This is a genomic window from Epilithonimonas zeae (assembly GCF_023278365.1).
In the GTDB taxonomy this organism is placed as follows: domain Bacteria; phylum Bacteroidota; class Bacteroidia; order Flavobacteriales; family Weeksellaceae; genus Epilithonimonas; species Epilithonimonas zeae_A.
On the sequence record NZ_CP075338.1, the window covers coordinates 1,638,684 to 1,660,207 of the forward strand.

Below are 21,524 nucleotides of genomic sequence, written 5' to 3' on the forward strand. Positions count from 1 at the left end.
GAGACCTTTGTGTCTTTGTGATTAAATCCTATTCAAATTCCTTAGAAACACCGAGTCCAAATAAGGCAAAATCATAAATTGCCGGGTCATCAGCATTATATTTTCTAAGAATCAAATCCAATTCTTCCACCGCTTTCCAATCGTTTTGTTTTCTGGTTAGTATTCCTAATTTTCTTGAAATATTGGCTGTATGAACATCCAACGGAACGGAGAGAAACTTCGGTTCAATTTTTTCCCAAATTCCAAAATCAACGCCTTTTTTATCTTTCCGAACCATCCATCGCAAAAACATTATTAACCTTTTGGAAGCCGAATTTTTGTAAGGTGAACTCACGTGTTTTTGTCCACGATGTTTTTCAGAAATGAAATGATTACGGAAACGTTCGATAGAATGATAGAAATTGATTTCGTTTTCATTAATCAGAAATGCATCTTCCAAACTTTCAAATTGGTTATAAATTCTTTTAAAATTCTTCAGGAAGAAAATAAAATCTTCGTGGTTGAAAGTTCTGTGAATGGCTTTTTGTGGAATCTTTTTTAAATCAGAATCAGTAAAATTCATCACAAAATCGTATGGTGAACTCCCCATTAATTCCATCATTTTGTTGGCATCATTGATAATCGATTTTCTGTTTCCCCACGCAATGCTTGCAGATAGAAATCCTGAAATCTCAATGTCCTGTTTCAAAGAAAAACGATGCGGAATCTGAATTGGGTCATCAGTAATAAAATCCGGAGAATTGTAAAGTTCTGCTTTTTCATTCAGCAAATCGAAAATGTCTTTTTCGTTCAAATTCATTGTTCAAAAATACGAATTGTTTTTATCGCCAAGGCGCAAGAATTTAATTATAGAAAAGCAAAAAGTCGCAAAGTTCTTATTGAAAACATTTGCGACTTAGTAAATTAATGATTTGAAATCTAATATCTAGACTCTAATACCTAACTTCTATTTGTTTATCTTCCAATCACTTCCGTAATTGGTTTTCCAACGGCGCCACTTGGGAATTCGATGTGGAGAAGTGCGGAGATTGTCGGTGCTATATCGGTCATATAATAATCACCATTGCTCTCGCCATGTTTGATTCCCCAGCCCATAAAAATCAATGGAATATGCGAATCGTAGGAATTCCAAACGCTGTGTGTTGTTCCTTTTTTAGCATAAGTCGGCAGCATCCCATCGTGAGAAATGATTTGTATATCGCCGCTTCTCTGCCAATTGTAGCCATTGATCGCTCGGGATTTTATAGGCTCCGGAATCGCTGATGAACCAATCTTCTTCAAATCTACAGCGTACAAAACTCTTGGATCTTTGTTCAGATTGTCGATGATAGTGGTCTTGATCGCTTCTTCGTCCAGGTTTTTTTCTTTGATGAGATTCTGGTTCAGATAAATTTGATAATTATCGATTCCGAGAATCAATTTAGAATTGGCATATTTCTTTTCCAATTCTGCACCCAGATTTTTTTCCATTCCTTCGTCGAAGAAACCGCCTAGAATTTTGTTAGCTCTCAGAAATCCTTCTGCATTTGCACCTCCGTGATCAGCAGACAAGAAAACCAAATAATCATTTTTTCCTACTTTCTCATCCAACATTTTGAAAAATGCCGCCAAATCTCTGTCTAATCTTATGTAAGTATCTTCAACTTCGATAGAATTGGGACCATAAGAATGTCCTACATAATCCGTAGAAGCTAAGTTGATCGCCAGAAAATCTGTTTCAGTTCCTTTTCCTAAAGCATAATTATCCAAAGCTGCTTCTGCAAATTTGAGCGTCAAAGTATTTCCAAAAGGTGTTGTTCTGATAACGCCTTTTTTAGTCGCATAATCTGATAAAAGATTTTTATATGGAAAAACCGGTTCTTTTGCCGTTCCTACAGGATATTCCCATTCTACATTATCAGCTGTACTTTCAGTATATTGATTAATTGGCAGAGCTGTTTCCCAACCGTTTGCCAACAATTTTTCAGGAACTTTCTGGTCGTTGAAATCTTTTACCCATTTCGGCAATTCATTCATATAATAAGAGCTCGTGATAAAGTTTCCGGCAGAATCATCAAACCAAAAAGCACCCGTCGGATTGTGACCAGCAGGCAAAATCGAAGCACGGTCTTTCAAAGAAACTCCAACGACTTTTGACCTGAAATTACTGGCAATTCTCAGTTGGTCTGTAATGGTTGTGGACCAAAGATTTTTTGGAGAATGACTTCCGTTTCTTTTATTATCCGTTCCAACCGGATTGACACTGTCATCGGTTGTACAATAAACGTTCTTCCCTGTCGCTTTGTCCGTCCAGTCGTTCCCGGCAATCCCGTGAATGGAAGGCACAGAACCAGTATAAATGGAAGTATGACCAATGGCTGTAACGGTTGGGATGTAAGGTATATGAACGTTATTGAATGAATAACCTTCTCCCAACAATCTCTTGAAACCGCCTTCTCCAAATTTCTTTTCAAAACGGTAGAGATAATCCCAACGCATCTGGTCTACAACAAGTCCTACAACTAGTTTTGGTCTTTCCCCTGAATTTAATTTTGATTTTTGTGCACTGACATTTCCGAATGTGGCCACCGCCAAAACGAAAATCTGAATTTTCCTGAACATTGATTTACTTTTTATTGAGTCCCAAATTTACGGCTTTCAAAAGTTTTGGGATGTGAAATTTTATTAAAATTTATTTTGCTAGAATTTTAAACGCAAAAGAGCGCAAATATTTTTTTGAACTTATTGAAAATATTTTTAAGGTTCGCAAAGGTGTTTCACTCATCAAAGATTTTCGATTTATCTTTAACAAAAAGAACGAGCAATTGCCCGTCCTATCAATATAAAATTTAACAATTCTATTTTCCGCCGCCGGAATTTTTCTCGACATCAGTTTTTGTATTTTCTTTTACTTTTTGGTTTCCGAAACGTTTTACAAACGTTAGCGATACACCATACCAATCCCAACGATTAAAGTTTTTAAAAGTTCCTATTTGGCTGTAAGTGGTAGTCGTCATACTTGGTCTTTTGAAAATATTCATAAATTGTAGACTGGTTTCTATCTGCGCACCAGGGAAAATCTTGGTTACAGAAAAGTTGTGAAAGTAGTTATATTTGTTTGCAACAGAATTTCCATTATTTTGATTATCAACACTCATCCAAGCACTCAGGTTAATATTTTTATTAAATAAATTGGTGTAAGACAAATTCGTCGAACCGCCAATATAACTGATGTAATTATTCTCAGTACTTAATCCATTTCTTGTGTTGAAATCGCTGTTGTCAATATAATACCAACCAATTCCAAAATTGACATTGAGTTTATTCTTGAAAAGATTCTGATTGGTGTTGGCGAACAAATAGAATTTTTCAACTTTCCCTTTGAAGTTATCTGGAAAAACAATCGTCTTGAGATTTCCTTCCGCATCGGTTTCCTGTCTGTAATTTTCCCAATAGTCCTGGTCTGTAAACATATATCTGGCGGAGATAAAATATTTTTTGAACAATCCAAATTTCAGTACCACTCTATCACTTGGATTTGGAAGCAATTCCATATTTCCTCGGTAGAAGATGCCGTTATTATTCGGCACTTCAAAAGGATTAAATTCCGAATACCACGGTCTCCAGAGATTGTGATTGTAGGTTAGACTCAAATCATAGTTTGGAGAAAAAGCATATTTCACTAGAAGGTTTGGTAAAAATGTTCCGTAAGAATCTTTTCTTCCTTGGTTTCCAACATTTTCTCTGATTTTATAATTGATATGTTCGTAGCGCAAACCAACCCTTGTTTCCAGTTTTTCAAAAAACGTTTTGCTGTAGGTAAAGTAAAGTGAATTGATATTATCCGAATAATGGAAATCACTATTCAGTCGGGTATTTTTTGTTAAATCCTGATAAGTATTGGGAATCACATTATTATTGAAATTTGCTTTTCCACCGACTTCCAAAGTTCCACCTTTCCCAAGTGGCGTTGTGTAATCGACTTTAATATAATAATTTCTGTTTTGTGTGTTGTTATCAATCAAAGTTCTTTCAATCGCCGGTTTGTTTTCCCAATCTTCAGGTTTCACATAAGATGAATTAGCCGTTTTAAGAATTCGGTCTGTCGAGCCTTCACTCGAATCGTAATTCAATCCAAAATTAATATCTAAAATTTTATTTTTCTCTTTATCATAATATTTGTAGAACAAATTGGTTCCCAAAGTATTGTTCAGGTTTTTGCCCAGGGTGTTTTGATAATTAAAATATTTAAAAGTATTATCATCATAAAACCTTGTATATGAATCGGAATCTGAACTATTGTCGCCACGGAAATATTCCAGGACAAGTCCAATATTATTTTTTTCATTCAGTTCAAATTCTGAAGTCGAAGAAAAAGACGGATTTTTGTTTTTGTAAGCTGTTTCAGAATCGATTAACTGTCTGTTTTTATTAGCATAATAGGAATAGTCGTTAGAACTTTTTGATATAAAAACATTATCGTTATAACTTCCTGTAAAAGTTTGTGTGAAATTCTTTTTATGGTAATTCAAATTCAAACTTCCGTATTGGTTATTCTTGGTATTCTGAGTATTGGTTAAAGAAATACTTCCTTTCAAACCTTCATCATCTCGTTTTTTCAGAACGATGTTGATCACTGCGCCGGTCGCTTCATAACGGGAAGATGGACTTGTAATCACTTCGATTTTCATAAGATTATCTGCAGGAATTGTTTTGAGGTATTCCTTCAGTTCTTTACCTGTAAAAACAGACTTTCTGTCGTTAATGTAAACCGTTACCGATTCCCCTTCTGCCCTCACATTATCATTATTATCAATACTAACCAGTGGCGTCATTCTCACAATATCCCAAGTGGTATTTCCTGCCAGAATAGAGCTGTTTTCAACATTAAACACAGTTCTGTCGGCTTTACTTTGTACAGTCGGTTTTTTGGCGATAACTGTGACCGCTTCTATTTCCTTTGATTTTATAGTATCTTGAGTAGATTGTGCTAGTAATAAAGTAGTTGAGAGTAATCCTAAGGAGGATAACAATAATTTCATAGTCTTGTTTTAGTTATAAGACAACCGTCGCACTAGAAATGTTACATCTATAATCAATTAAATTTATATTAATTCGAATTTTAATTAAATTTGGGAAAAACATATTCTTAAAATGAATTCAAAAGTTGACGATCACATCAATCAGTCCAAACAATGGAAAAATGAGATGAATGCATTGAGAACCATTATTCTGGACTGTCAATTGGCAGAAGATTTTAAATGGGGAAAACCGTGTTATTCTTTTCAAGGTAAGAATATTGTGATTATCCAAGGCTTTAAAGACTATTTTGCGCTACTGTTTTTCAAAGGAGGATTGATGAAAGATTCTCAAAATCTTCTGGTAAAAATGGGAGAAAACACACAAGCTGGAAGACAAATGCGATTTGAAAATGTTCAGGATATTTTGGATAAAAAATCAATTATCAAAGATTATATTTTTGAAGCCGTTGAGATCGAAGAACGTGGCGAAAAAGTGGAAATCAAAAGAGAAGCAACACCAGTTCCCGAAGAATTTCAAATCAAACTAAATGATAGCCCTGAGCTGAAATCTGCGTTCGAATCTTTGACACCCGGAAGACAACGTGCTTATCTCATTCATTTTTCTGCCCCAAAACAATCCAAAACCAGAGAATCCAGAATCGAAAAATCAATCCCCAATATCTTAGACGGAAAAGGTATTAATGATTGACGATATATTTTAAGTCTCGCTGATTTAGCAAATCTTGTAGATTCTATAGAAGAAAAAATTTGCATAATCTGTTAAATCTGCGAGATAAATATTTATATGTGAAAAATAACTAATTAATATGAAAAATAAACCTCGGCTTTCATCAGAACAACAGGAAGAATTAATCAAAATTCTGAAAACCCGTTTCGAGAAAAACCCTAAACGCCACGAAAACATCCAATGGGAAGATGTTCAGAAAAAACTAGAATCTAATCCTGAAAAATTGTGGTCACTTAACGAAATGGAAAGAACCGATGGCGAACCAGATGTTGTGGGTTACGATAAAAAAACAGACGAATATCATTTCGCCGATTGTTCTGCAGAAAGTCCAAAAGGCAGACGAAGTCTTTGCTATGACCGAGACGCGCTGAAATCCAGAAAAGAACACAAACCTGTGAATAGTGCAATAGATCTGGCCAATGAAATCGGAATCGAGATTTTAAATGAAGAACAATACCGAGAATTACAAACGCTTGGAAATTTTGATTTGAAAACATCGAGCTGGGTAAAAACACCTGAAGAAATCCGAAAATTAGGTGGTGCTATTTTCTGCGACAGACGTTACAATAATGTTTTCCTTTATCACAACGGCGCAGAATCTTATTATGCTGCGAGGGGTTTCCGTGGGGTTTTGAAGGTTTGAAACCAACATAAATTATGAAACCGTTTAATTATAATTATTCTGATTTTGATCTTGTAAAAACTATTGCACTCACTTTTCCCGGCACCGAAGAAAGTATTTCTCACGAAGCAACACCTTCGGTAAAAGTGAGAGGAAAATTAATGTGCCGGCTTCATGACGGCGGTCAATTTATTCCTATCCGTATCGGCTTTGATGCAAGAAATCATTATCTGGAAAGATTTCCTGAAATTTTTCATTTGCCTGATCATTTTAAAAATTACCCATATATATGTATGTGGAAAGATTGTCACGATAAGAAACTTATCGCAGAAGTTTTGGAAATCTCATGGCGATCTTTAGCTACAAAAAAGCAGGTTAAGGATTTTGACACAAGCAAAAATTCTCTTGGTTAAATCATTAAGCACAACTTTTACAAACTCCAGTCAAAATACAATTCACACTTTTCACAGAATAACCATTCTCCAAAGAAAATTGAACTTCAATCGGAAGACATTCTATTGTTTCACAGTTTGTACATCTGAAATGAAAATGATGATCTGCCTGCTTTTTTTCATCACATTTGATGCAAACTGCGAAATACTGTTTTCCATCTTCAGCAACAATACGGTGGAGAATTCCGTCTTCGCAAAATCTATTCAAGACACGATAAACCGTTGCTCTGTCGATATTAATATCGACTTTTTTCATAATTGCTTCCTGACTCATTGCTTTTTTCGAATCTGCTAAAATATTTAAAACGGCATCTTTCGTAGGTGTATTTCTTCTTATCATTTTATTAATGCGATTTAGTTGCAATAATAAAAATTAATCCTAACTTTGGCAAGAAATAAGCATTTAAATTTCATTTGGAAAATATTTACCCTAAAAATTCAAAATATGAAACAGGAAAATTCATTCGATGTCATCATAGTTGGCGGAAGTTATGCAGGTCTTTCTGCAGCAATGTCTTTGGGAAGGTCATTGAGAAAAGTTTTGGTCATCGATAGTGGAAAACCTTGTAATATCCAGACGCCGCATTCTCACAATTTTCTGACGCAGGATGGAAAAACGCCGAAAGAAATTTCAACCATCGCAAAAGAACAAGTAAAAAAATATGATACTGTTGAGTTTTATGAAGGACTCGCAACAGAAGGCAAGAAGACAGAAAATGGATTTGAAATCAGAACAAAACGAGGTGAAGTATTCGAAGCTAAGAAACTCATTTTTGCAACAGGAATTGTAGATGATGTTCCTAATATCAAAGGATTTTGGGATTGCTGGGGAATTTCTTTAATCCATTGCCCTTACTGTCACGGCTACGAATTCAGAACTAAGAAAACCGGAATTATTGCTAACGGCGACCGCGGTTTTCATATCGCTTCATTAGTTAATAACCTAACCAAGGATTTGACAATTCTGACTAGAGGAAAAGCCGAATTCTCGGAAGAACAAACTCAAAAACTGAAACAAAATAACATCAACATCATCGAAACACAAATAGATGAAATAAAGCATCAGAACGGATATATAGAAAATTTGATTTTATCAGATGGCGAAAAACTGAATTTCGATGCAGTTTATGGTGCATTTCATTTTAAACAACATTCTGATATTCCCGGTGCTTTGGGTTGTGAATTTACTGAACACGGACATATTAAAATTGATAACTTGCAAAAAACAACTATTCCCGGAATTTTTGCCTGTGGTGATAACTCCTGTCCGATGCGTTCCGTTGCCAATGCTGTTTACACAGGCAATCTCACAGGTGCGATGGTTAATATGGAATTGACAAATGAAGGTTTTTAGTTTGGGACATTTGTGTAAATTTGGATTCAAACAATATTGAATGAAAAATACATTTTTATTTATCGCAGTTTTTATAGCTTTCACATTTTCTTGCAATAAGGACAAAAAAGCAACAATTGAAAATCCAGTAACCAATTCTGACAACAAAACAGAATTAAAAGCTGCAGAAAAAACAAATTCAAAAGAAGAACCAACGATCAACTTATCAGAATACAGTAAACTTACACCGATTGAAATTAAAGACTCTAAACAGAAAGATGTCTTCAAAAAATACGGAATAGAGTTCGGTGGTGTTTGTTATTCTTGCGACCTGGCTGTCTTTAAAATTAATAAAAAGAGTTTTGATATTGTGGAACTTTGTGATGAGAAGAATGTCCACAGCTATAAGGATTTCAGTTATGAAAAAAACGGCAATAGCTTGAAAATCAAAACGCCGGAATCTACTTTTATTTTTACTCAAGTTGAAAACGAACCTATTTATCAACTTAAAATTGAAGGTCAAAAACCTGAATTCAAAAATATGAGAATCTCAGAATTTTATACTCAGGAAAGCCTGTTAGAAAAATTTGAAGAACACGATTGTGGCGATTTTCAAGGATAACTGAAATTAATTAAAAACAAAAACCATCTCAAATTGAGATGGTTTTAATTTATCTGGAATCTTAAGATTAGAACTTAAGATCTCCGTTAACTTCTCTTACAGCTTGTGCTGCTTCAGCAAATTTCAATTGCTCTTCAACAGTCAAAGTGATGTTTACGATTTTCTCAACACCATTTTTCCCAATGATCGCTGGAACACCAAGACAGATATCATTCTGTCCATACTCTCCCTCAAGCATCAATGAGCAAGGAATCATTTTCTTTTGGTCACAAAGAATAGACTGAACCATTACAGAAACAGCCGCACCTGGTGCATACCAAGCAGAAGTTCCTAACAATTTTGTCAATGTAGCGCCGCCAACTTTAGTTTCTTCGATCACAGAAGCTCTTTGCTCATCAGTCAAGAATTCAGAAACCGGGACACCGTTTCTTGTTGCTTTGCTGAATAGTGGTAACATTCCTGTATCAGAATGCGCAGCGATTACCATTCCGTCAACATCAGAAATTGGACTTTCCAACGCTTCCGCTAATCTGTATTTGAATCTCGCTGAGTCCAAAGCACCTCCCATTCCGATAATTCTTTCCTTTGGAAGTCCTGAGGTTTTGTGAACCAAATAAGCCATTGTATCCATCGGGTTAGAAACCACAATGATGATGACATCTGGCGAATGTTTTACTAAGTTTTCTGTTACTTCTTTTACAATCCCAGCATTGATTCCAATTAGTTCTTCTCTTGTCATTCCTGGTTTTCTAGGAATCCCGGAAGTGATCACCGCTACTTTTGAACCTGCAGTCTTAGAATAATCTGCGGTAGTACCTGTGATTTTGGTATCGAAACCATTAAGGGAAGCTGTCTGCATCAAATCCATTGCTTTTCCTTCTGCAAATCCTTCCTTGATATCCACCAAAACAACTTCTGAAGCGAAGTCTTTCATCGCGATATATTCTGCACAGCTTGCTCCTACTGCACCAGCTCCAACTACGGTAACTTTCATAATGTATTTTTTATTTAGTTTAAATTTTGTCTTGTCGTAAATATAATAAACTTAATTATTTTGTTAATCATATTAAGTTTGATTTTTGTCATATTGCCATATTATTAATTCTGTCAAGATATGATATATTTTATCCAACTAAGACAATAGTAGGGCTAAAATGTGATTGATATTTCGTAAATTTGCTTTGAAAAAAATTAAAAATATGTCAGAAAACAACATTAAATCTATTGCGGTTCTGACTTCTGGAGGCGATGCGCCGGGGATGAATGCCGCACTTAGAGCAGTTGTAAGAACAGCAAATCATTTCAATATAGACTGTTATGGTATCCGTGAAGGTTACAATGGTCTTATTGCTGGTGATGTTACAAAAATGGGACCGCGTTCCGTAAAAAATATAATCAATCAAGGAGGAACAATTCTAAAGTCTGCAAGATCTAAAGAATTTATGACGCCGGAAGGCAGAAAAAAAGCATACGAACAATGTCAGAAATTAGGAATTGATGCAATTGTTTGTATAGGTGGAGACGGAAGTTTCACTGGTGCAAAAGTTTTCAACGAAGAGTTCGGAATCAAAGTCATTGGTGTTCCGGGAACTATCGATAATGATATCTTCGGGACTGATAAAACCATTGGTTACGATACAGCACTTAACACAGCAATGGATGCTATTGATAAAATCCGTGATACTGCGACTTCCCACAACAGAGTTTTCTTCGTAGAAGTAATGGGTAGAGATGCTGGTTTCATCGCACTTAACAGCGGAATTGCAACAGGAGCTCTTGATATCTTGATTCCCGAAAGAAAAGATAGCTTAGATGATCTTTTTGAAACTTTCGAAACAGCCGAAAAAGTTGGTAAGTCATCCAGCATCGTTGTAGTTGCAGAAGGTGAAGAGCTTGGAAACATCTATGACCTTGCCAAAGCAACAAAAGAAAAATTCCCTAACTATGATATCAGAGTAACCATTCTTGGACATATCCAAAGAGGTGGTTCGCCTAGCTGTGCAGACAGAGTTTTGGCTAGTCATCTTGGCTATGGCGCTGTTATCGGACTGATGGAAGGCAAAAATAAAGTAATGGTTGGAATGCAGTCTAACAAAATTGTATATACACCGATAGAAGAAGCCATCAAAAAACATAACGAAATCGATAAAGACTTACTGAAAATCGCTGAAATACTTGCGATGTAGGTCTTTTTTTCGTAAATTTATATTAACAAAAAAAACCTTAATATTTTAAATAATATGTCAACAATTAAAGTAGGAATTAACGGATTCGGGAGAATTGGACGTTTAGTGTTCAGAGCAATGACTGAAAGATCAAACATCGAAGTTGTAGGTATCAATGACCTTATCGATGCTGAATACATGGCTTATATGCTAAAATACGATTCAGTTCACGGACCGTTCAAAGGAGAAGTATCAGTACAAGGAAACAACCTTGTAGTCAACGGAAAAACGATCCGTGTAACAGCTGAGAAAGATCCTAACAACCTAAAATGGAATGAGATTGGTGCAGAATATATCGTAGAATCTACAGGATTATTCTTATCTAAAGATTCTGCTCAGGCTCACATCAACGCTGGTGCTAAAAAAGTGATTCTTTCTGCTCCTTCAAAAGATGATACGCCAATGTTCGTTATGGGTGTAAACCATAAAGAGCTGACAGACGATATCAAAATCTTCTCAAACGCATCTTGTACAACAAACTGTCTTGCGCCATTGGCAAAAGTAATCCACGATAACTTTGGTATCGCTGAAGGTCTTATGACAACTGTACACGCAACTACTGCTACTCAGAAAACTGTAGATGGACCGTCTGCAAAAGACTGGAGAGGTGGTAGATCTGCATTGAACAACATCATCCCTTCTTCTACAGGTGCTGCAAAAGCGGTAGGAAAAGTAATCCCTTCTCTTAACGGAAAATTAACTGGTATGTCTTTCAGAGTTCCAACTGCTGACGTTTCTGTAGTGGACCTTACTGTGAAATTGGACAAACCAACTTCTTACGAAGAAATCTGTGCTGCTATCAAGGCTGCATCTGAAGGTGAATTGAAAGGAATTCTTGGTTACACAGAAGATGCTGTAGTTTCTCAGGATTTCGTAAGCGATGCAAGAACTTCTATCTTCGATAAAGAAGCTGGAATTATGTTGAATCCAACTTTCGTTAAATTAGTATCTTGGTACGATAACGAGTGGGGTTATTCTAACAAATTAGCAGATATGCTTGTTCACTCAGCTTCTCTATAATCTGAAGTTGAAATAAAATAAAAAAACCTCTGAATTTTTCAGAGGTTTTTTATTGTTTCGAAATAGTAAGATAGGTTTCTTTGAATAAAGCTTTCGTAATATTCGGAACAAAAAAGCATTCTAATAAACATTTTCCATAATTTATTCTATTATGAATTTTACAGTTTGAATTTTTTGCTTTTTATCTACTAAATTCAGAATATAAGTTCCTTTTCTCAGATGATTAACTTCTATATTTTTCATTTGATTATCAAAAAACTTATCTAAAAGCTTTTGTCCTGAAAAATCATATATTTCATATTTAAGTAAGTCTATTGATGATGAAATAAATAATTTATCTGATGTTGGATTAGGATAGATTCTAACTTTAGAAATATCATTAAGGTTATTTATAACTAAGTGTTCTTCTTCTCCTCCAAAAATTCTTGTAATTCGGTTTCTTCCAATTCCATTATAAGATGTAAAATCCCCAACCGCAATAAATTTATCATCCTGATTAATGATTTTATAGATAGGTTTATTAGCACCACTTTCAGTTTTGTTGAATGTATCATCCAAAGTTCCGTCAGCCTTAAGTCTGGCAATATAATTTCTATTGATATTATTAAATTTGGTAAAACTACCTCCTATCAGGATTTTTCCATTGCCTTCAAACGCTAAAGTTTCCACAGACGCATTAGCTCCAGCTCCATTTATAAATGTTGTATCTCTACTACCATTAGCATTCAGTCTTGCAATTCTAGTTGAAGAAACACCAGCAAACGTTGTAAAATTGCCACCAATTATAATTTTACCATCTTCATGAATCAATATACTACTTACTGTATTGTTAGCCCCAGTTCCAACAGCAAAAGTGGTATCCAGCGTCCCGTCAGAATTTAATCTGGCAATTCTGTTTCTAGCAATACCATCATAAGTTGTAAAGCTTCCAACAACAACAATCTTATCGTTGGATTGAAGTTTCATAGAATAGATACTACCATTACTCCCACTCAAAGGCAGAAAACTAGTATCAATAGTTCCATCTACATTCAGTCGAATAATACGGTTTGCAACCTTGGTATTAAAAACAGTAAAATCTCCACAAACCAAAATCTTCCCGTCTGGTTGAACAAGAATATCTCTCACAGGATCTGTAGGTCCATAACCGATATTAAAACTATCATCCAAACTTCCTGTAGGATTAAGTCTTACCAAATAAGATTTGTTGAGGTTATTATAGGTTAGGAAATCACCGCCAACAATTATTTTATCATCGTTTTGTACTGCAACACTTCGGATCAATTGATCTGCACCGCTTCCAGTTTGTAAAGAATTATCAATATTGCCATCAACATCAAGTCTGGCAATTCGATTATTCAAATTATCATTATAGCTATTGAAACTACCAGCAATTACCATTTTTTTATCTACTTGAACTGCTATTGATCTTATAGTAGCATCAGCTCCATTCCCAGGGTTGAAAGACTTATCAATACTTCCGTCTAAATTGATTCTTGCGATGTAGCGTTTAGTATTATTGTTATAAACCGGAAATGCACCTCCAATAATTAATTTTCCGTCAGATTGTTGAAGAATACTTGTTGTAGCACCTCCAAAACCCTTTCCCGGATTAAATGTAGAATCCAACGTCCCGTTTTCATTAATTTTAACAATATAGTTTCTTGCTATTCCATTGTAAACTACAAAGTCGCCAGCTAACACGATTTTATTATCATTAAGGATCACAATATCTCTAACAATATTATTAGCACCTGACCCAATTGTAAAACTCTCATCAATACTACCATCAGTATTTAGCTTTACGAAAGAATTTTTAGTAACATTATTATATTTTGTAAACTTTCCGCCTAAGAAAATTTTGTCTTCATTGGAGATTAATACTTTATAAACAATATTATTGGTTCCTGTTGTTAAAAACGATTCATCAATACTTGCATCAGAATTTAGTCTTACAAAATAGTTTTTTGAATTAAGTTTATAGCTTGTGAAATTTCCGCCTACCAAAATCCTTCCATCCGATTGAATACCCAAAGAATAGACATGAGAATTGAAACCAGAGCTTGTATCAAAATCAGGATCTAATGATCCATCTGCATTCAATCTGGCTAAATATTTTCTATCTATTCCATTGAATTTTGTAAACTGTCCTCCAATCAAAATCTTTCCATCGTTTTGAACCATCACACATTCTATAACTCCGTCTGCTCCTGTACCAATTGTAAAACTTGTATCAGTACTTCCATTAGAATTAAGTCTTACAATTCTGTTCTTTGCAACACCATCAAAAGTTGTAAAACTACCACAGACAATTATTTTTCCATCCGTCTGCGTTACAAAAGATGAAACATAACCATTGGATCCCATACCAATAAAAGTATCATCAAAACTACCATCAGTATTAACCCTTGCCAAAGATTTGGCTGTGTTACTATTAAAAGTTGAAAAATCTCCGCCTATGATAATTTTGCCATCAGATTGGAGAATAATATCTTTCAAATAATTATTGGCTCCATCTCCATAACCAAATCCTGAGTCTGAAGAATTAAAAGATATATCTAAACCACCAGGTTGTTGCGCAGAAACAATAAATAAGAGAAAAGAAAATATAATTAATAAACTTTTTTTCATTCTTAAAAAATATCCACAAATTTAAATGATAATTTGGATATTTTATCATATTATTCGTTTTTTCATATTAAAGATTTTTTAATTTCAATCAACTAACCTTGAATTTTTATACTATAAAAAAATTAGGCTTTGAAGATTAAAATGATTATTTTTGAGAATAATTTTTTGATATAATGAGTACAAACGACGATAAGAAAAAAGCACTGCAACTGGTGCTGGAAAAACTAGATAAAACCTACGGAAAAGGAACTGTAATGACCTTGGGTGAGGATTCTGTAGACACAACGATTGAAGTAATTCCTTCAGGATCTTTGGGAATTGATTTAGCTTTAGGCGTAGGTGGTTATCCAAGAGGAAGAATCATCGAAATCTATGGCCCTGAATCTTCTGGTAAAACAACCCTTACACTTCACGCAATTGCAGAAGCTCAAAAGGCTGGTGGAATTGCTGCTTTCATAGATGCAGAGCACGCTTTCGACAGAAACTATGCTGCAAAATTGGGAATTGATCTTGAAAACTTAATCATTTCTCAACCTGATAATGGAGAGCAGGCATTAGAAATTGCTGATAACCTGATCAGATCCGGAGCAATTGACATTGTTGTTATTGACTCTGTTGCTGCCTTGACTCCAAAAGCTGAGATCGAAGGTGAAATGGGAGATTCCAAAATGGGGCTTCATGCAAGATTGATGTCTCAGGCTTTAAGAAAATTGACTGCGACCATCAACAGAACAAAATGTACTGTAATTTTTATTAATCAACTTCGTGAAAAAATCGGAGTAATGTTTGGTAATCCTGAAACTACCACCGGTGGAAACGCGCTTAAATTCTATGCTTCTGTAAGAATCGATATCAGAAAAGCAAGTGCACCAATCAAAAATGGTGATGAAGCTGTAGGAAGCAGAGTAAAAGTGAAAGTTGTCAAAAACAAAGTAGCTCCTCCTTTCAAAATGGCAGAATTCGACATTATGTATGGAGAAGGTGTGTCTAAAGTTGGAGAAATTTTGGATACCGCAGTAGATTTGGCTGTAGTTAAAAAGAGTGGATCTTGGTTTAGTTATGAGGATACCAAATTAGGACAAGGCCGTGATGCTGTAAAAGAAGTCTTAAAAGATAATCCAGAATTATCCGAAGAGATTGAAAACAAAATCAAGGAATTGATTAAACAAAAATAATACGAAAAAAGGCTGTGAAAATCACAGCCTTTTTTTATTTGAATAAATAAGTCAGTCCTAGACTTATAACTTGTTCTGATTTTTTCTTAGCGACGCTAGGATCTCTTGTAAGAATTTCTTCAGGAGAATTTTTCAAATCCGGATATGCATCAGACAATCCAATATCATACTTAAGAGCTATTTCCAATTGACGTTTATAACTGAAACCAACACCCGCTCCCAAACCTAAATTAAATGAATTAGCTTTTCCATAGCTATCAGTCTCATAAGAGACCTTTGCTGAATTTTTTATTTTTTGATTGACCAAGAAATTAAACCTTGGTCCCATCAATCCATAAAATTCAGATTCTGCTTCAGAAAAATAAACCTTAAAATTAATTGGAACACTTAAATAATTATTAGCGTATACTGCGTGCTCCCAACCTTTAGCATCTTCGTACTTTCTGTCACCGCCTTCTCCTGCACCAAAATATAAAGCTTCTGCCTGGATATAATATTGCTCACTAATACCAATCGGTACTTGAGCTGTAATACCTCCTAAAACAGAAATCCTGGCTCCTGAAGGATTATGTGCATTTCTGACTCTGGAATAAGTACCTCCAGCCACAAGACCAAATTCAGTCGACCTAAAATCTATCTGTGCCTGAGAAAAAAATGACATCAACAGTAGAGATCCGAAAAGGATTTTTTTCATAATCGTGTGTTTATAAATTTTCTGTTTCAAATTTAAATAAAAAAAATGAGAAGCTCTGTCGGAGCTTCTCAAAATATATTTTAATAAGGTAATCTTATCAATTTAGCTTATGCTAAAACAGCAGCAACAGTTTTACCGATTTCTGCAGGAGAATCTACAACGTGGATTCCGTTTTCTCTCATAATTGCCATTTTTGCTTGTGCAGTATCATCATCTCCACCTACAATAGCTCCAGCGTGTCCCATTGTTCTACCTTTTGGCGCAGTTTGTCCGGCAATGAAACCTACAACTGGTTTTGTAGAACCACTCGCTTTGTACCATCTTGCAGCCTCAGCTTCCAAAGAACCACCGATTTCTCCAATCATTACAACCGCTTCTGTTTCTGGGTCATTGATAAACAATTCCAAAGCTTCTTTTGTAGTAGTTCCGATAATTGGGTCTCCACCAATTCCGATAGCTGTAGAAACTCCGAAACCAGCTTTCACCACTTGGTCAGCAGCTTCGTAAGTTAAAGTTCCGGATTTTGAAACGATACCTACTTTTCCTTTTTTGAAAACGAAACCTGGCATAATCCCGATTTTAGCTTCGTCAGAAGTGATGATACCAGGACAGTTTGGACCGATCAAACGAACATCTCTGTCTTGGATATAATCTTTTACTTTTACCATATCAGCAACAGGAATACCTTCTGTAATACAAACGATTACTTTGATACCAGCTTCAGCAGCTTCCATCACAGCATCTGCAGCAAATGCCGGCGGTACGAAGATAATACTCACATTAGCGCCCGCTTTTTCTACAGCTTCTGAAACTGAATTGAAAACTGGCTTACCAAGATGCTCAGTTCCTCCTTTTCCCGGAGTTACACCTCCAACTACGTTGGTGCCGTAATCGATCATCTGACCTGCGTGGAAAGTACCTTCGTTACCTGTAAATCCTTGTACGATAACTTTAGAATCTTTGTTTACTAATATTGACATTTTTTATTATAATTTATTGATTTTATAAACTTTTGTTACTCGCAAAAATAACGATAATAATTCAAAGATTTCTTGGAATTAGATATTTTTTGAAGATTTAAAATATGATTTACTTCAGATTTTTGACTTTCACTTCTTTTCTGAGATAATCTCTGAATTCTTCTGCAATTGGTCCGAAATAAGTTCCTTTTTTAAGATTTCTGTTAACACCAACTTGAGCAAGCAGGACAGTTCCAGATTCAATCGTTAAGCCAGAAGCAATACCAACTTGCCCCCACATTGTCACTTCGTCACCGATGATGCAACATCCTGCAATTCCGGTTTGTGAAGCTATCAGACATCTTTTACCAATCACTGTGTCATGACCAATCTGGATTTGATTATCAATGATACTTCCCTCTCCTATCACGGTAGAATCTGTTACACCTCTATCGATTGTACAACTGTTACCGATTTCCACATTATTTTCTATGACAACATTTCCTACAGAAATCAATCTATCAAAATTACCATTCAGTTTTCTGTAATAGAAAGCATCGCCACCAATCACAGTATTGGACTGAATCACAACATTATCGCCAATCACAGTTCTGTCGCCAATCACAACATTCGGGAAGATATGACAGTTTTTTCCAATTCTAACATCATTCCCAATCACAGCCGATGGATGAATGGACGTCCCATCTCCAACTTCCAAATCGTGAAGTTCTTCTTTGAAATTGGAGATTCTGGTGAAATGTGTATTGATTTTATTAAAGTCTCTAAAAGGGTCATCAGAAACCAAAAGTGCTTTACCTTCCGGACATTCTACTTCTTTGTCAATAAGAATGATGGTTGCAGCAGAATTAAGGGCTTTATCGTAATATTTGGGATGATTGACGAAAACAATTTCGCCCGGTTTTATCATATGAATCTCATTGGTTCCAAGAACCGGAAAATTCTCGTCTCCGATATATTTTGCACCAATGATATCTGCAATAACTTTGAGTGTTTGTGGTTGATTGAAAGTCATAACTAGATGTTATAATTTAAACATTTGATTTTAGACTGCAGTTCGGTTATTTTTACAATGACGAATTGCACGCAGCCCGACTTGAGCGGAAATCCTTTTTTGCTTGTACAAAAGTTCTATTGAATTTAAAATCTTCTGCAAAAAAGATTGGGAGCGGAAGGCGGAAAAGCTGCCATAAAAAAACGAAAGCTGGAAAACTTAATGCTTCCAGCTTCCTGTTATAATTTATTTTACTCTTTCCAAGTAAGAGCCGTCTTCTGTGCTGATTTTGATTTTGTCACCTGGTTCGATGAACAAAGGAACCATTACTCTTGCGCCTGTTTCTACTATGGCATTCTTCAAAGCGTTGGTTGCTGTGTTTCCTTTCACACCTGGATCAGCTTCGATAACTTCTAAGTAAACCGACTGAGGAAGTTCCGCAGAAAGTGGCGTTTCGTCCGCTTCTTTCAGGATGATGGTTACCTCTTCTCCAGCTTTCATCAAGTTAGAGTTCTCGATCATTTCTTTGTTAAGATAAAGCTGTGAGAAATCTTCGTTGTTCATAAAGTGGAAACCATTCTCATCATCATAAAGATATTGGAATTTTCTTGTGATAACCTTTACTTCGTCGATTTTGTGACCTGCAGAGAATGTATTATCCAATACTTTTCCGTTGGTTACAGATTTTAATTTTGTTCTAACGAAAGCAGGACCTTTACCTGGTTTTACGTGTAGAAATTCGATTACTTTGAAAATATCGTTGCTGAATTCTATGCAAAGTCCTTTTCTGATATCGTTACTTGTTGCCATTAGTTATATATAAACTTATATTATTTTAAATTATTCTTTTCCAGAGCCGTACCCTTTCACGATACCTCTTGGAGAGTTTTGGATGAAGGTGATAATCTCGTCTCTCTCTACTGTTGGAAGCATTTCTTTTTCGATGAATTCAATCGCTTGGGTTGTATTCATTTTCATTTGGAAAATTGCTCTGTAGATTTTTTGAATTTCGAAGATTTTATCATTGGTAAAGCCTCTTCTTCTCAATCCAACAGAATTGATCCCTGCGTAAGAAATAGGTTCTCTAGCTACTTTTACATAAGGCGGAATATCTTTTCTAATCAATGAACCACCGGAAACCATTACGTGCTTCCCGATTTTTCCGAATTGCTGAACTGCAGAAAGACCTCCCATTACTACGAAATCTCCAATTTCCACGTGACCTGCGATTCCGCAGCCGTTTGCGATAATTACATTATCCCCAACAATACAATCGTGTGCAATGTGGGAAGTTGCCATAATCAAGCAATTATTACCAACTTTGGTATATCCTAGAGCCTTGGTTCCTCTGTTGATGGTAACACATTCTCTCAATGTAGTTCCATCACCAATGATTACCTGAGTATCTTCGCCATCAAACTTCAAATCTTGTGGAACAGCTCCAATGACGGTTCCCGGGAAAATTTTACAATTCTTACCAATCTTCACATTTTCCATAATGGTAACGTTGGGACCAATCCAGGTATCCGAACCAACGGTTACATTCGCTCCAATAGTTGTGAATGGTTCTACGGTTACGTTTTTACCTATTTTGGCACGCGGGTCTACCGCAGTAAGCTGGTGAATCATAAATTATATTTTAGTTTTTGCAACTTGAGCCATCAATTCGGCTTCTACAACTACACTGTCACCAACATATCCGTAGCCTTGCATATGTACAATTCCTCTTCTGATTGGTTCTATTAATTCAATTTTGAAAATTACCTGGTCACCAGGAACTACTTTTTTCTTGAACTTAACATTGTCCATTTTCACAAAATAAGTAGAGTAATTTTCCGGGTCCGGAACATTAGCCAAAACTAAAATTCCTCCAACCTGAGCCATTGCCTCGATTTGCAAAACGCCTGGCATCACAGGTTCTTTTGGGAAATGTCCTACGAAGAAAGGCTCGTTCATAGAAACATTTTTAAGTCCAACTACGTGGGTATCGGACAATTCCAAAATCTTATCTACCAACAAAAACGGAGGTCTGTGCGGCAATAATCTCATAATCCCATTGATATCGAAAACAGGTTCTGCCTTTAAATCGAAATCCGGAACGTTTTTTCTTTTTTGCAATTTGTATTGTCTGTTTAGTTTTTTTGCGAATTGTGTATTCACAAAATGTCCTGGTTTGTTAGCAATTACTCTTCCCTTGATTCTAACGCCGACCAAAGCCAAATCACCAATTACATCCAGCAATTTATGTCTCGCAGCTTCATTGGTAAAATTAAGGTTAAGATTATCAAGAATACCATTTGGACGGATAGAAACCTCATCTTTACCGAAAGCAACTTTCAGTTTTTCTAAAGTTTCCGGTGTCAATTCTTTATCAACATAGACAATGGCATTGCTGATATCACCACCTTTAATCAGATTAGCATCCAAAAGCTGTTCTAGCTCGTGCAAGAAACTGAATGTTCTAGCAGGAGCAATCTCATCTTTGAACTCTGCAAGGTTTTTCATACTGGCATTTTGAGTTCCCAAAACTTTGGTTCCAAAATCAACCATTGTTGTGATCTCGTAATCGTCAGCAGGAATCACAGTTAATTCAGAGCCAGTTGCAGGGTCTACGTAATTCATCACTTCTTTGACTACCAAATATTCTCTTGGCAAATCTTGCTCAGAAACGCCCACTTTTTCGATAGCTTCAACAAAATATTTTGAAGAACCATCTAAAATTGGAGGTTCAGCGCTGTTCATTTCCAGAATAGCATTATCGATATCCATTCCAACTAAAGCTGCCAACAAATGTTCGCAAGTATGGATTTTGACACCTAACTTCTCCAGAGTAGTTCCTCTTTCTGTGGTGGTTACATAATTAACGTCTGCTTCTACCTGCGGACGTCCCTCTAGGTCTGTTCTTACAAATACAAATCCGGTATTTTCTTTCGCCGGTTTGATTGTCAAATTAACCTCTTTTCCTGTGTGAAGACCTATTCCTGAAAGGTTGATGTCTTCTTTGATTGTTTTTTGTTTGTCGCTCATTGTA

20 protein-coding genes are annotated in these 21,524 nt (G+C 35.7%); 8 read left to right on the forward strand and 12 right to left on the reverse strand.

Annotated elements, in window-relative coordinates; all coding sequences use genetic code 11:
* Window positions 1-28: 28 nt before the first annotated feature.
* From KI430_RS07280 to KI430_RS07290, 3 genes are all read right to left on the reverse strand, one after another.
* A complete protein-coding gene (locus tag KI430_RS07280; RefSeq protein ID WP_248878283.1) occupies window positions 29-793 on the reverse strand; it encodes a TIGR02757 family protein in 765 nt (254 codons plus the stop codon).
* Window positions 794-954: 161 nt separating this feature from the next.
* Window positions 955-2,601, reverse strand: a complete 1,647-nt coding sequence (pafA, locus tag KI430_RS07285) for an alkaline phosphatase PafA (RefSeq protein WP_248877610.1) — start codon at window positions 2,599-2,601, stop codon at window positions 955-957.
* Between the two features lie 236 nt (window positions 2,602-2,837).
* Window positions 2,838-5,021 carry an outer membrane beta-barrel protein gene (locus tag KI430_RS07290; RefSeq protein WP_248877612.1) on the reverse strand — a complete coding sequence of 728 codons (2,184 nt, stop codon included), beginning with the start codon at window positions 5,019-5,021 and terminating at the stop codon, window positions 2,838-2,840.
* Window positions 5,022-5,133: 112 nt separating this feature from the next.
* Here KI430_RS07290 and KI430_RS07295 point away from each other — a divergent pair, with 112 nt between their 5' ends.
* The 3 genes from KI430_RS07295 (at window position 5,134) to KI430_RS07305 (ending at window position 6,783) form a co-directional block, all read left to right on the forward strand.
* The gene (locus KI430_RS07295) at window positions 5,134-5,709 is read left to right on the forward strand and encodes a YdeI/OmpD-associated family protein (protein WP_248877614.1); all 576 of its coding nucleotides are present in this window, start codon (window positions 5,134-5,136) and stop codon (window positions 5,707-5,709) included.
* A 118-nt stretch (window positions 5,710-5,827) separates the two neighbouring features.
* Complete coding sequence (locus tag KI430_RS07300) at window positions 5,828-6,391, forward strand: DUF4256 domain-containing protein (protein WP_248877617.1); 564 nt, start codon at window positions 5,828-5,830, stop codon at window positions 6,389-6,391.
* Window positions 6,392-6,405: 14 nt separating this feature from the next.
* Window positions 6,406-6,783, forward strand: a complete 378-nt coding sequence (locus tag KI430_RS07305) for a hypothetical protein (protein WP_248877618.1) — start codon at window positions 6,406-6,408, stop codon at window positions 6,781-6,783.
* A gap of 4 nt (window positions 6,784-6,787) precedes the next feature.
* Here the strand turns inward: KI430_RS07305 and KI430_RS07310 are convergent, their stop codons facing one another.
* The gene (locus KI430_RS07310; RefSeq protein ID WP_248877620.1) at window positions 6,788-7,162 is read right to left on the reverse strand and encodes a Fur family transcriptional regulator; all 375 of its coding nucleotides are present in this window, start codon (window positions 7,160-7,162) and stop codon (window positions 6,788-6,790) included.
* 105 nt (window positions 7,163-7,267) lie between these two features.
* On the opposite strand from KI430_RS07310, the gene KI430_RS07315 reads away from it, so the two are divergent.
* Both KI430_RS07315 and KI430_RS07320 read left to right on the forward strand, forming a co-directional pair.
* Window positions 7,268-8,176 carry an NAD(P)/FAD-dependent oxidoreductase gene (locus KI430_RS07315; protein ID WP_248877622.1) on the forward strand — a complete coding sequence of 303 codons (909 nt, stop codon included), beginning with the start codon at window positions 7,268-7,270 and terminating at the stop codon, window positions 8,174-8,176.
* A gap of 40 nt (window positions 8,177-8,216) precedes the next feature.
* Entirely contained in the window at window positions 8,217-8,777 is a 561-nt protein-coding gene (locus KI430_RS07320) for a hypothetical protein (RefSeq protein WP_248877623.1), read from the forward strand.
* A gap of 67 nt (window positions 8,778-8,844) precedes the next feature.
* Here the strand turns inward: KI430_RS07320 and KI430_RS07325 are convergent, their stop codons facing one another.
* A complete protein-coding gene (locus tag KI430_RS07325; RefSeq protein WP_248877626.1) occupies window positions 8,845-9,771 on the reverse strand; it encodes a malate dehydrogenase in 927 nt (308 codons plus the stop codon).
* A 205-nt stretch (window positions 9,772-9,976) separates the two neighbouring features.
* On the opposite strand from KI430_RS07325, the gene pfkA reads away from it, so the two are divergent.
* Complete coding sequence (gene pfkA / locus KI430_RS07330) at window positions 9,977-10,963, forward strand: 6-phosphofructokinase (protein WP_248877643.1); 987 nt, start codon at window positions 9,977-9,979, stop codon at window positions 10,961-10,963.
* 54 nt (window positions 10,964-11,017) lie between these two features.
* Window positions 11,018-12,022: a type I glyceraldehyde-3-phosphate dehydrogenase gene (gene gap, locus KI430_RS07335; protein WP_248877652.1), complete on the forward strand. Its 1,005-nt coding sequence runs from the start codon at window positions 11,018-11,020 to the stop codon at window positions 12,020-12,022.
* 141 nt (window positions 12,023-12,163) lie between these two features.
* On the opposite strand, the gene KI430_RS07340 is transcribed toward gap, so the two are convergent.
* Window positions 12,164-14,653 carry a T9SS type A sorting domain-containing protein gene (locus tag KI430_RS07340; RefSeq protein ID WP_248877654.1) on the reverse strand — a complete coding sequence of 830 codons (2,490 nt, stop codon included), beginning with the start codon at window positions 14,651-14,653 and terminating at the stop codon, window positions 12,164-12,166.
* Between the two features lie 173 nt (window positions 14,654-14,826).
* Here KI430_RS07340 and recA point away from each other — a divergent pair, with 173 nt between their 5' ends.
* A complete protein-coding gene (gene recA, locus KI430_RS07345) occupies window positions 14,827-15,828 on the forward strand; it encodes a recombinase RecA (RefSeq protein WP_074233359.1) in 1,002 nt (333 codons plus the stop codon).
* A gap of 34 nt (window positions 15,829-15,862) precedes the next feature.
* Here recA and KI430_RS07350 read toward each other — a convergent pair whose 3' ends face one another.
* The 6 genes from KI430_RS07350 to KI430_RS07375 all read right to left on the reverse strand — a co-directional run bounded on the left by KI430_RS07350 (window position 15,863) and on the right by KI430_RS07375 (window position 21,520).
* A complete protein-coding gene (locus KI430_RS07350; protein WP_248877655.1) occupies window positions 15,863-16,522 on the reverse strand; it encodes a porin family protein in 660 nt (219 codons plus the stop codon).
* A gap of 107 nt (window positions 16,523-16,629) precedes the next feature.
* The gene (sucD, locus tag KI430_RS07355; protein ID WP_248877657.1) at window positions 16,630-17,502 is read right to left on the reverse strand and encodes a succinate--CoA ligase subunit alpha; all 873 of its coding nucleotides are present in this window, start codon (window positions 17,500-17,502) and stop codon (window positions 16,630-16,632) included.
* Window positions 17,503-17,611: 109 nt separating this feature from the next.
* Window positions 17,612-18,514, reverse strand: coding sequence for an LpxD N-terminal domain-containing protein (locus KI430_RS07360; RefSeq protein ID WP_248877658.1), 903 nt, complete (start codon window positions 18,512-18,514; stop codon window positions 17,612-17,614).
* A 225-nt stretch (window positions 18,515-18,739) separates the two neighbouring features.
* Window positions 18,740-19,303 carry an elongation factor P gene (efp, locus tag KI430_RS07365; protein WP_027384968.1) on the reverse strand — a complete coding sequence of 188 codons (564 nt, stop codon included), beginning with the start codon at window positions 19,301-19,303 and terminating at the stop codon, window positions 18,740-18,742.
* A gap of 30 nt (window positions 19,304-19,333) precedes the next feature.
* Window positions 19,334-20,122 carry an acyl-ACP--UDP-N-acetylglucosamine O-acyltransferase gene (gene lpxA / locus KI430_RS07370; protein ID WP_248877675.1) on the reverse strand — a complete coding sequence of 263 codons (789 nt, stop codon included), beginning with the start codon at window positions 20,120-20,122 and terminating at the stop codon, window positions 19,334-19,336.
* A gap of 3 nt (window positions 20,123-20,125) precedes the next feature.
* Window positions 20,126-21,520 carry a bifunctional UDP-3-O-[3-hydroxymyristoyl] N-acetylglucosamine deacetylase/3-hydroxyacyl-ACP dehydratase gene (locus KI430_RS07375; protein WP_248877677.1) on the reverse strand — a complete coding sequence of 465 codons (1,395 nt, stop codon included), beginning with the start codon at window positions 21,518-21,520 and terminating at the stop codon, window positions 20,126-20,128.
* Window positions 21,521-21,524: the final 4 nt, after the last annotated feature.

What these genes read in the sequence shown, in the direction of transcription:
- KI430_RS07325 (WP_248877626.1), bottom strand. Translation starts at nt 9,771, where the DNA reads ATGAAAGTTACCGTAGTTGGAGCTGGTGCAGTAGGAGCAAGCTGTGCA.
- KI430_RS07350 (WP_248877655.1), bottom strand. Translation starts at nt 16,522, where the DNA reads ATGAAAAAAATCCTTTTCGGATCTCTACTGTTGATGTCATTTTTTTCT.
- KI430_RS07290 (WP_248877612.1), bottom strand. Translation starts at nt 5,021, where the DNA reads ATGAAATTATTGTTATCCTCCTTAGGATTACTCTCAACTACTTTATTA.
- KI430_RS07305 (WP_248877618.1), top strand. Translation starts at nt 6,406, where the DNA reads ATGAAACCGTTTAATTATAATTATTCTGATTTTGATCTTGTAAAAACT.
- KI430_RS07320 (WP_248877623.1), top strand. Translation starts at nt 8,217, where the DNA reads ATGAAAAATACATTTTTATTTATCGCAGTTTTTATAGCTTTCACATTT.
- KI430_RS07360 (WP_248877658.1), bottom strand. Translation starts at nt 18,514, where the DNA reads ATGACTTTCAATCAACCACAAACACTCAAAGTTATTGCAGATATCATT.
- KI430_RS07300 (WP_248877617.1), top strand. Translation starts at nt 5,828, where the DNA reads ATGAAAAATAAACCTCGGCTTTCATCAGAACAACAGGAAGAATTAATC.
- efp (WP_027384968.1), bottom strand. Translation starts at nt 19,303, where the DNA reads ATGGCAACAAGTAACGATATCAGAAAAGGACTTTGCATAGAATTCAGC.
- KI430_RS07340 (WP_248877654.1), bottom strand. Translation starts at nt 14,653, where the DNA reads ATGAAAAAAAGTTTATTAATTATATTTTCTTTTCTCTTATTTATTGTT.
- KI430_RS07310 (WP_248877620.1), bottom strand. Translation starts at nt 7,162, where the DNA reads ATGATAAGAAGAAATACACCTACGAAAGATGCCGTTTTAAATATTTTA.
- pafA (WP_248877610.1), bottom strand. Translation starts at nt 2,601, where the DNA reads ATGTTCAGGAAAATTCAGATTTTCGTTTTGGCGGTGGCCACATTCGGA.
- gap (WP_248877652.1), top strand. Translation starts at nt 11,018, where the DNA reads ATGTCAACAATTAAAGTAGGAATTAACGGATTCGGGAGAATTGGACGT.
- KI430_RS07375 (WP_248877677.1), bottom strand. Translation starts at nt 21,520, where the DNA reads ATGAGCGACAAACAAAAAACAATCAAAGAAGACATCAACCTTTCAGGA.
- pfkA (WP_248877643.1), top strand. Translation starts at nt 9,977, where the DNA reads ATGTCAGAAAACAACATTAAATCTATTGCGGTTCTGACTTCTGGAGGC.
- KI430_RS07295 (WP_248877614.1), top strand. Translation starts at nt 5,134, where the DNA reads ATGAATTCAAAAGTTGACGATCACATCAATCAGTCCAAACAATGGAAA.
- recA (WP_074233359.1), top strand. Translation starts at nt 14,827, where the DNA reads ATGAGTACAAACGACGATAAGAAAAAAGCACTGCAACTGGTGCTGGAA.
- lpxA (WP_248877675.1), bottom strand. Translation starts at nt 20,122, where the DNA reads ATGATTCACCAGCTTACTGCGGTAGACCCGCGTGCCAAAATAGGTAAA.
- KI430_RS07315 (WP_248877622.1), top strand. Translation starts at nt 7,268, where the DNA reads ATGAAACAGGAAAATTCATTCGATGTCATCATAGTTGGCGGAAGTTAT.
- sucD (WP_248877657.1), bottom strand. Translation starts at nt 17,502, where the DNA reads ATGTCAATATTAGTAAACAAAGATTCTAAAGTTATCGTACAAGGATTT.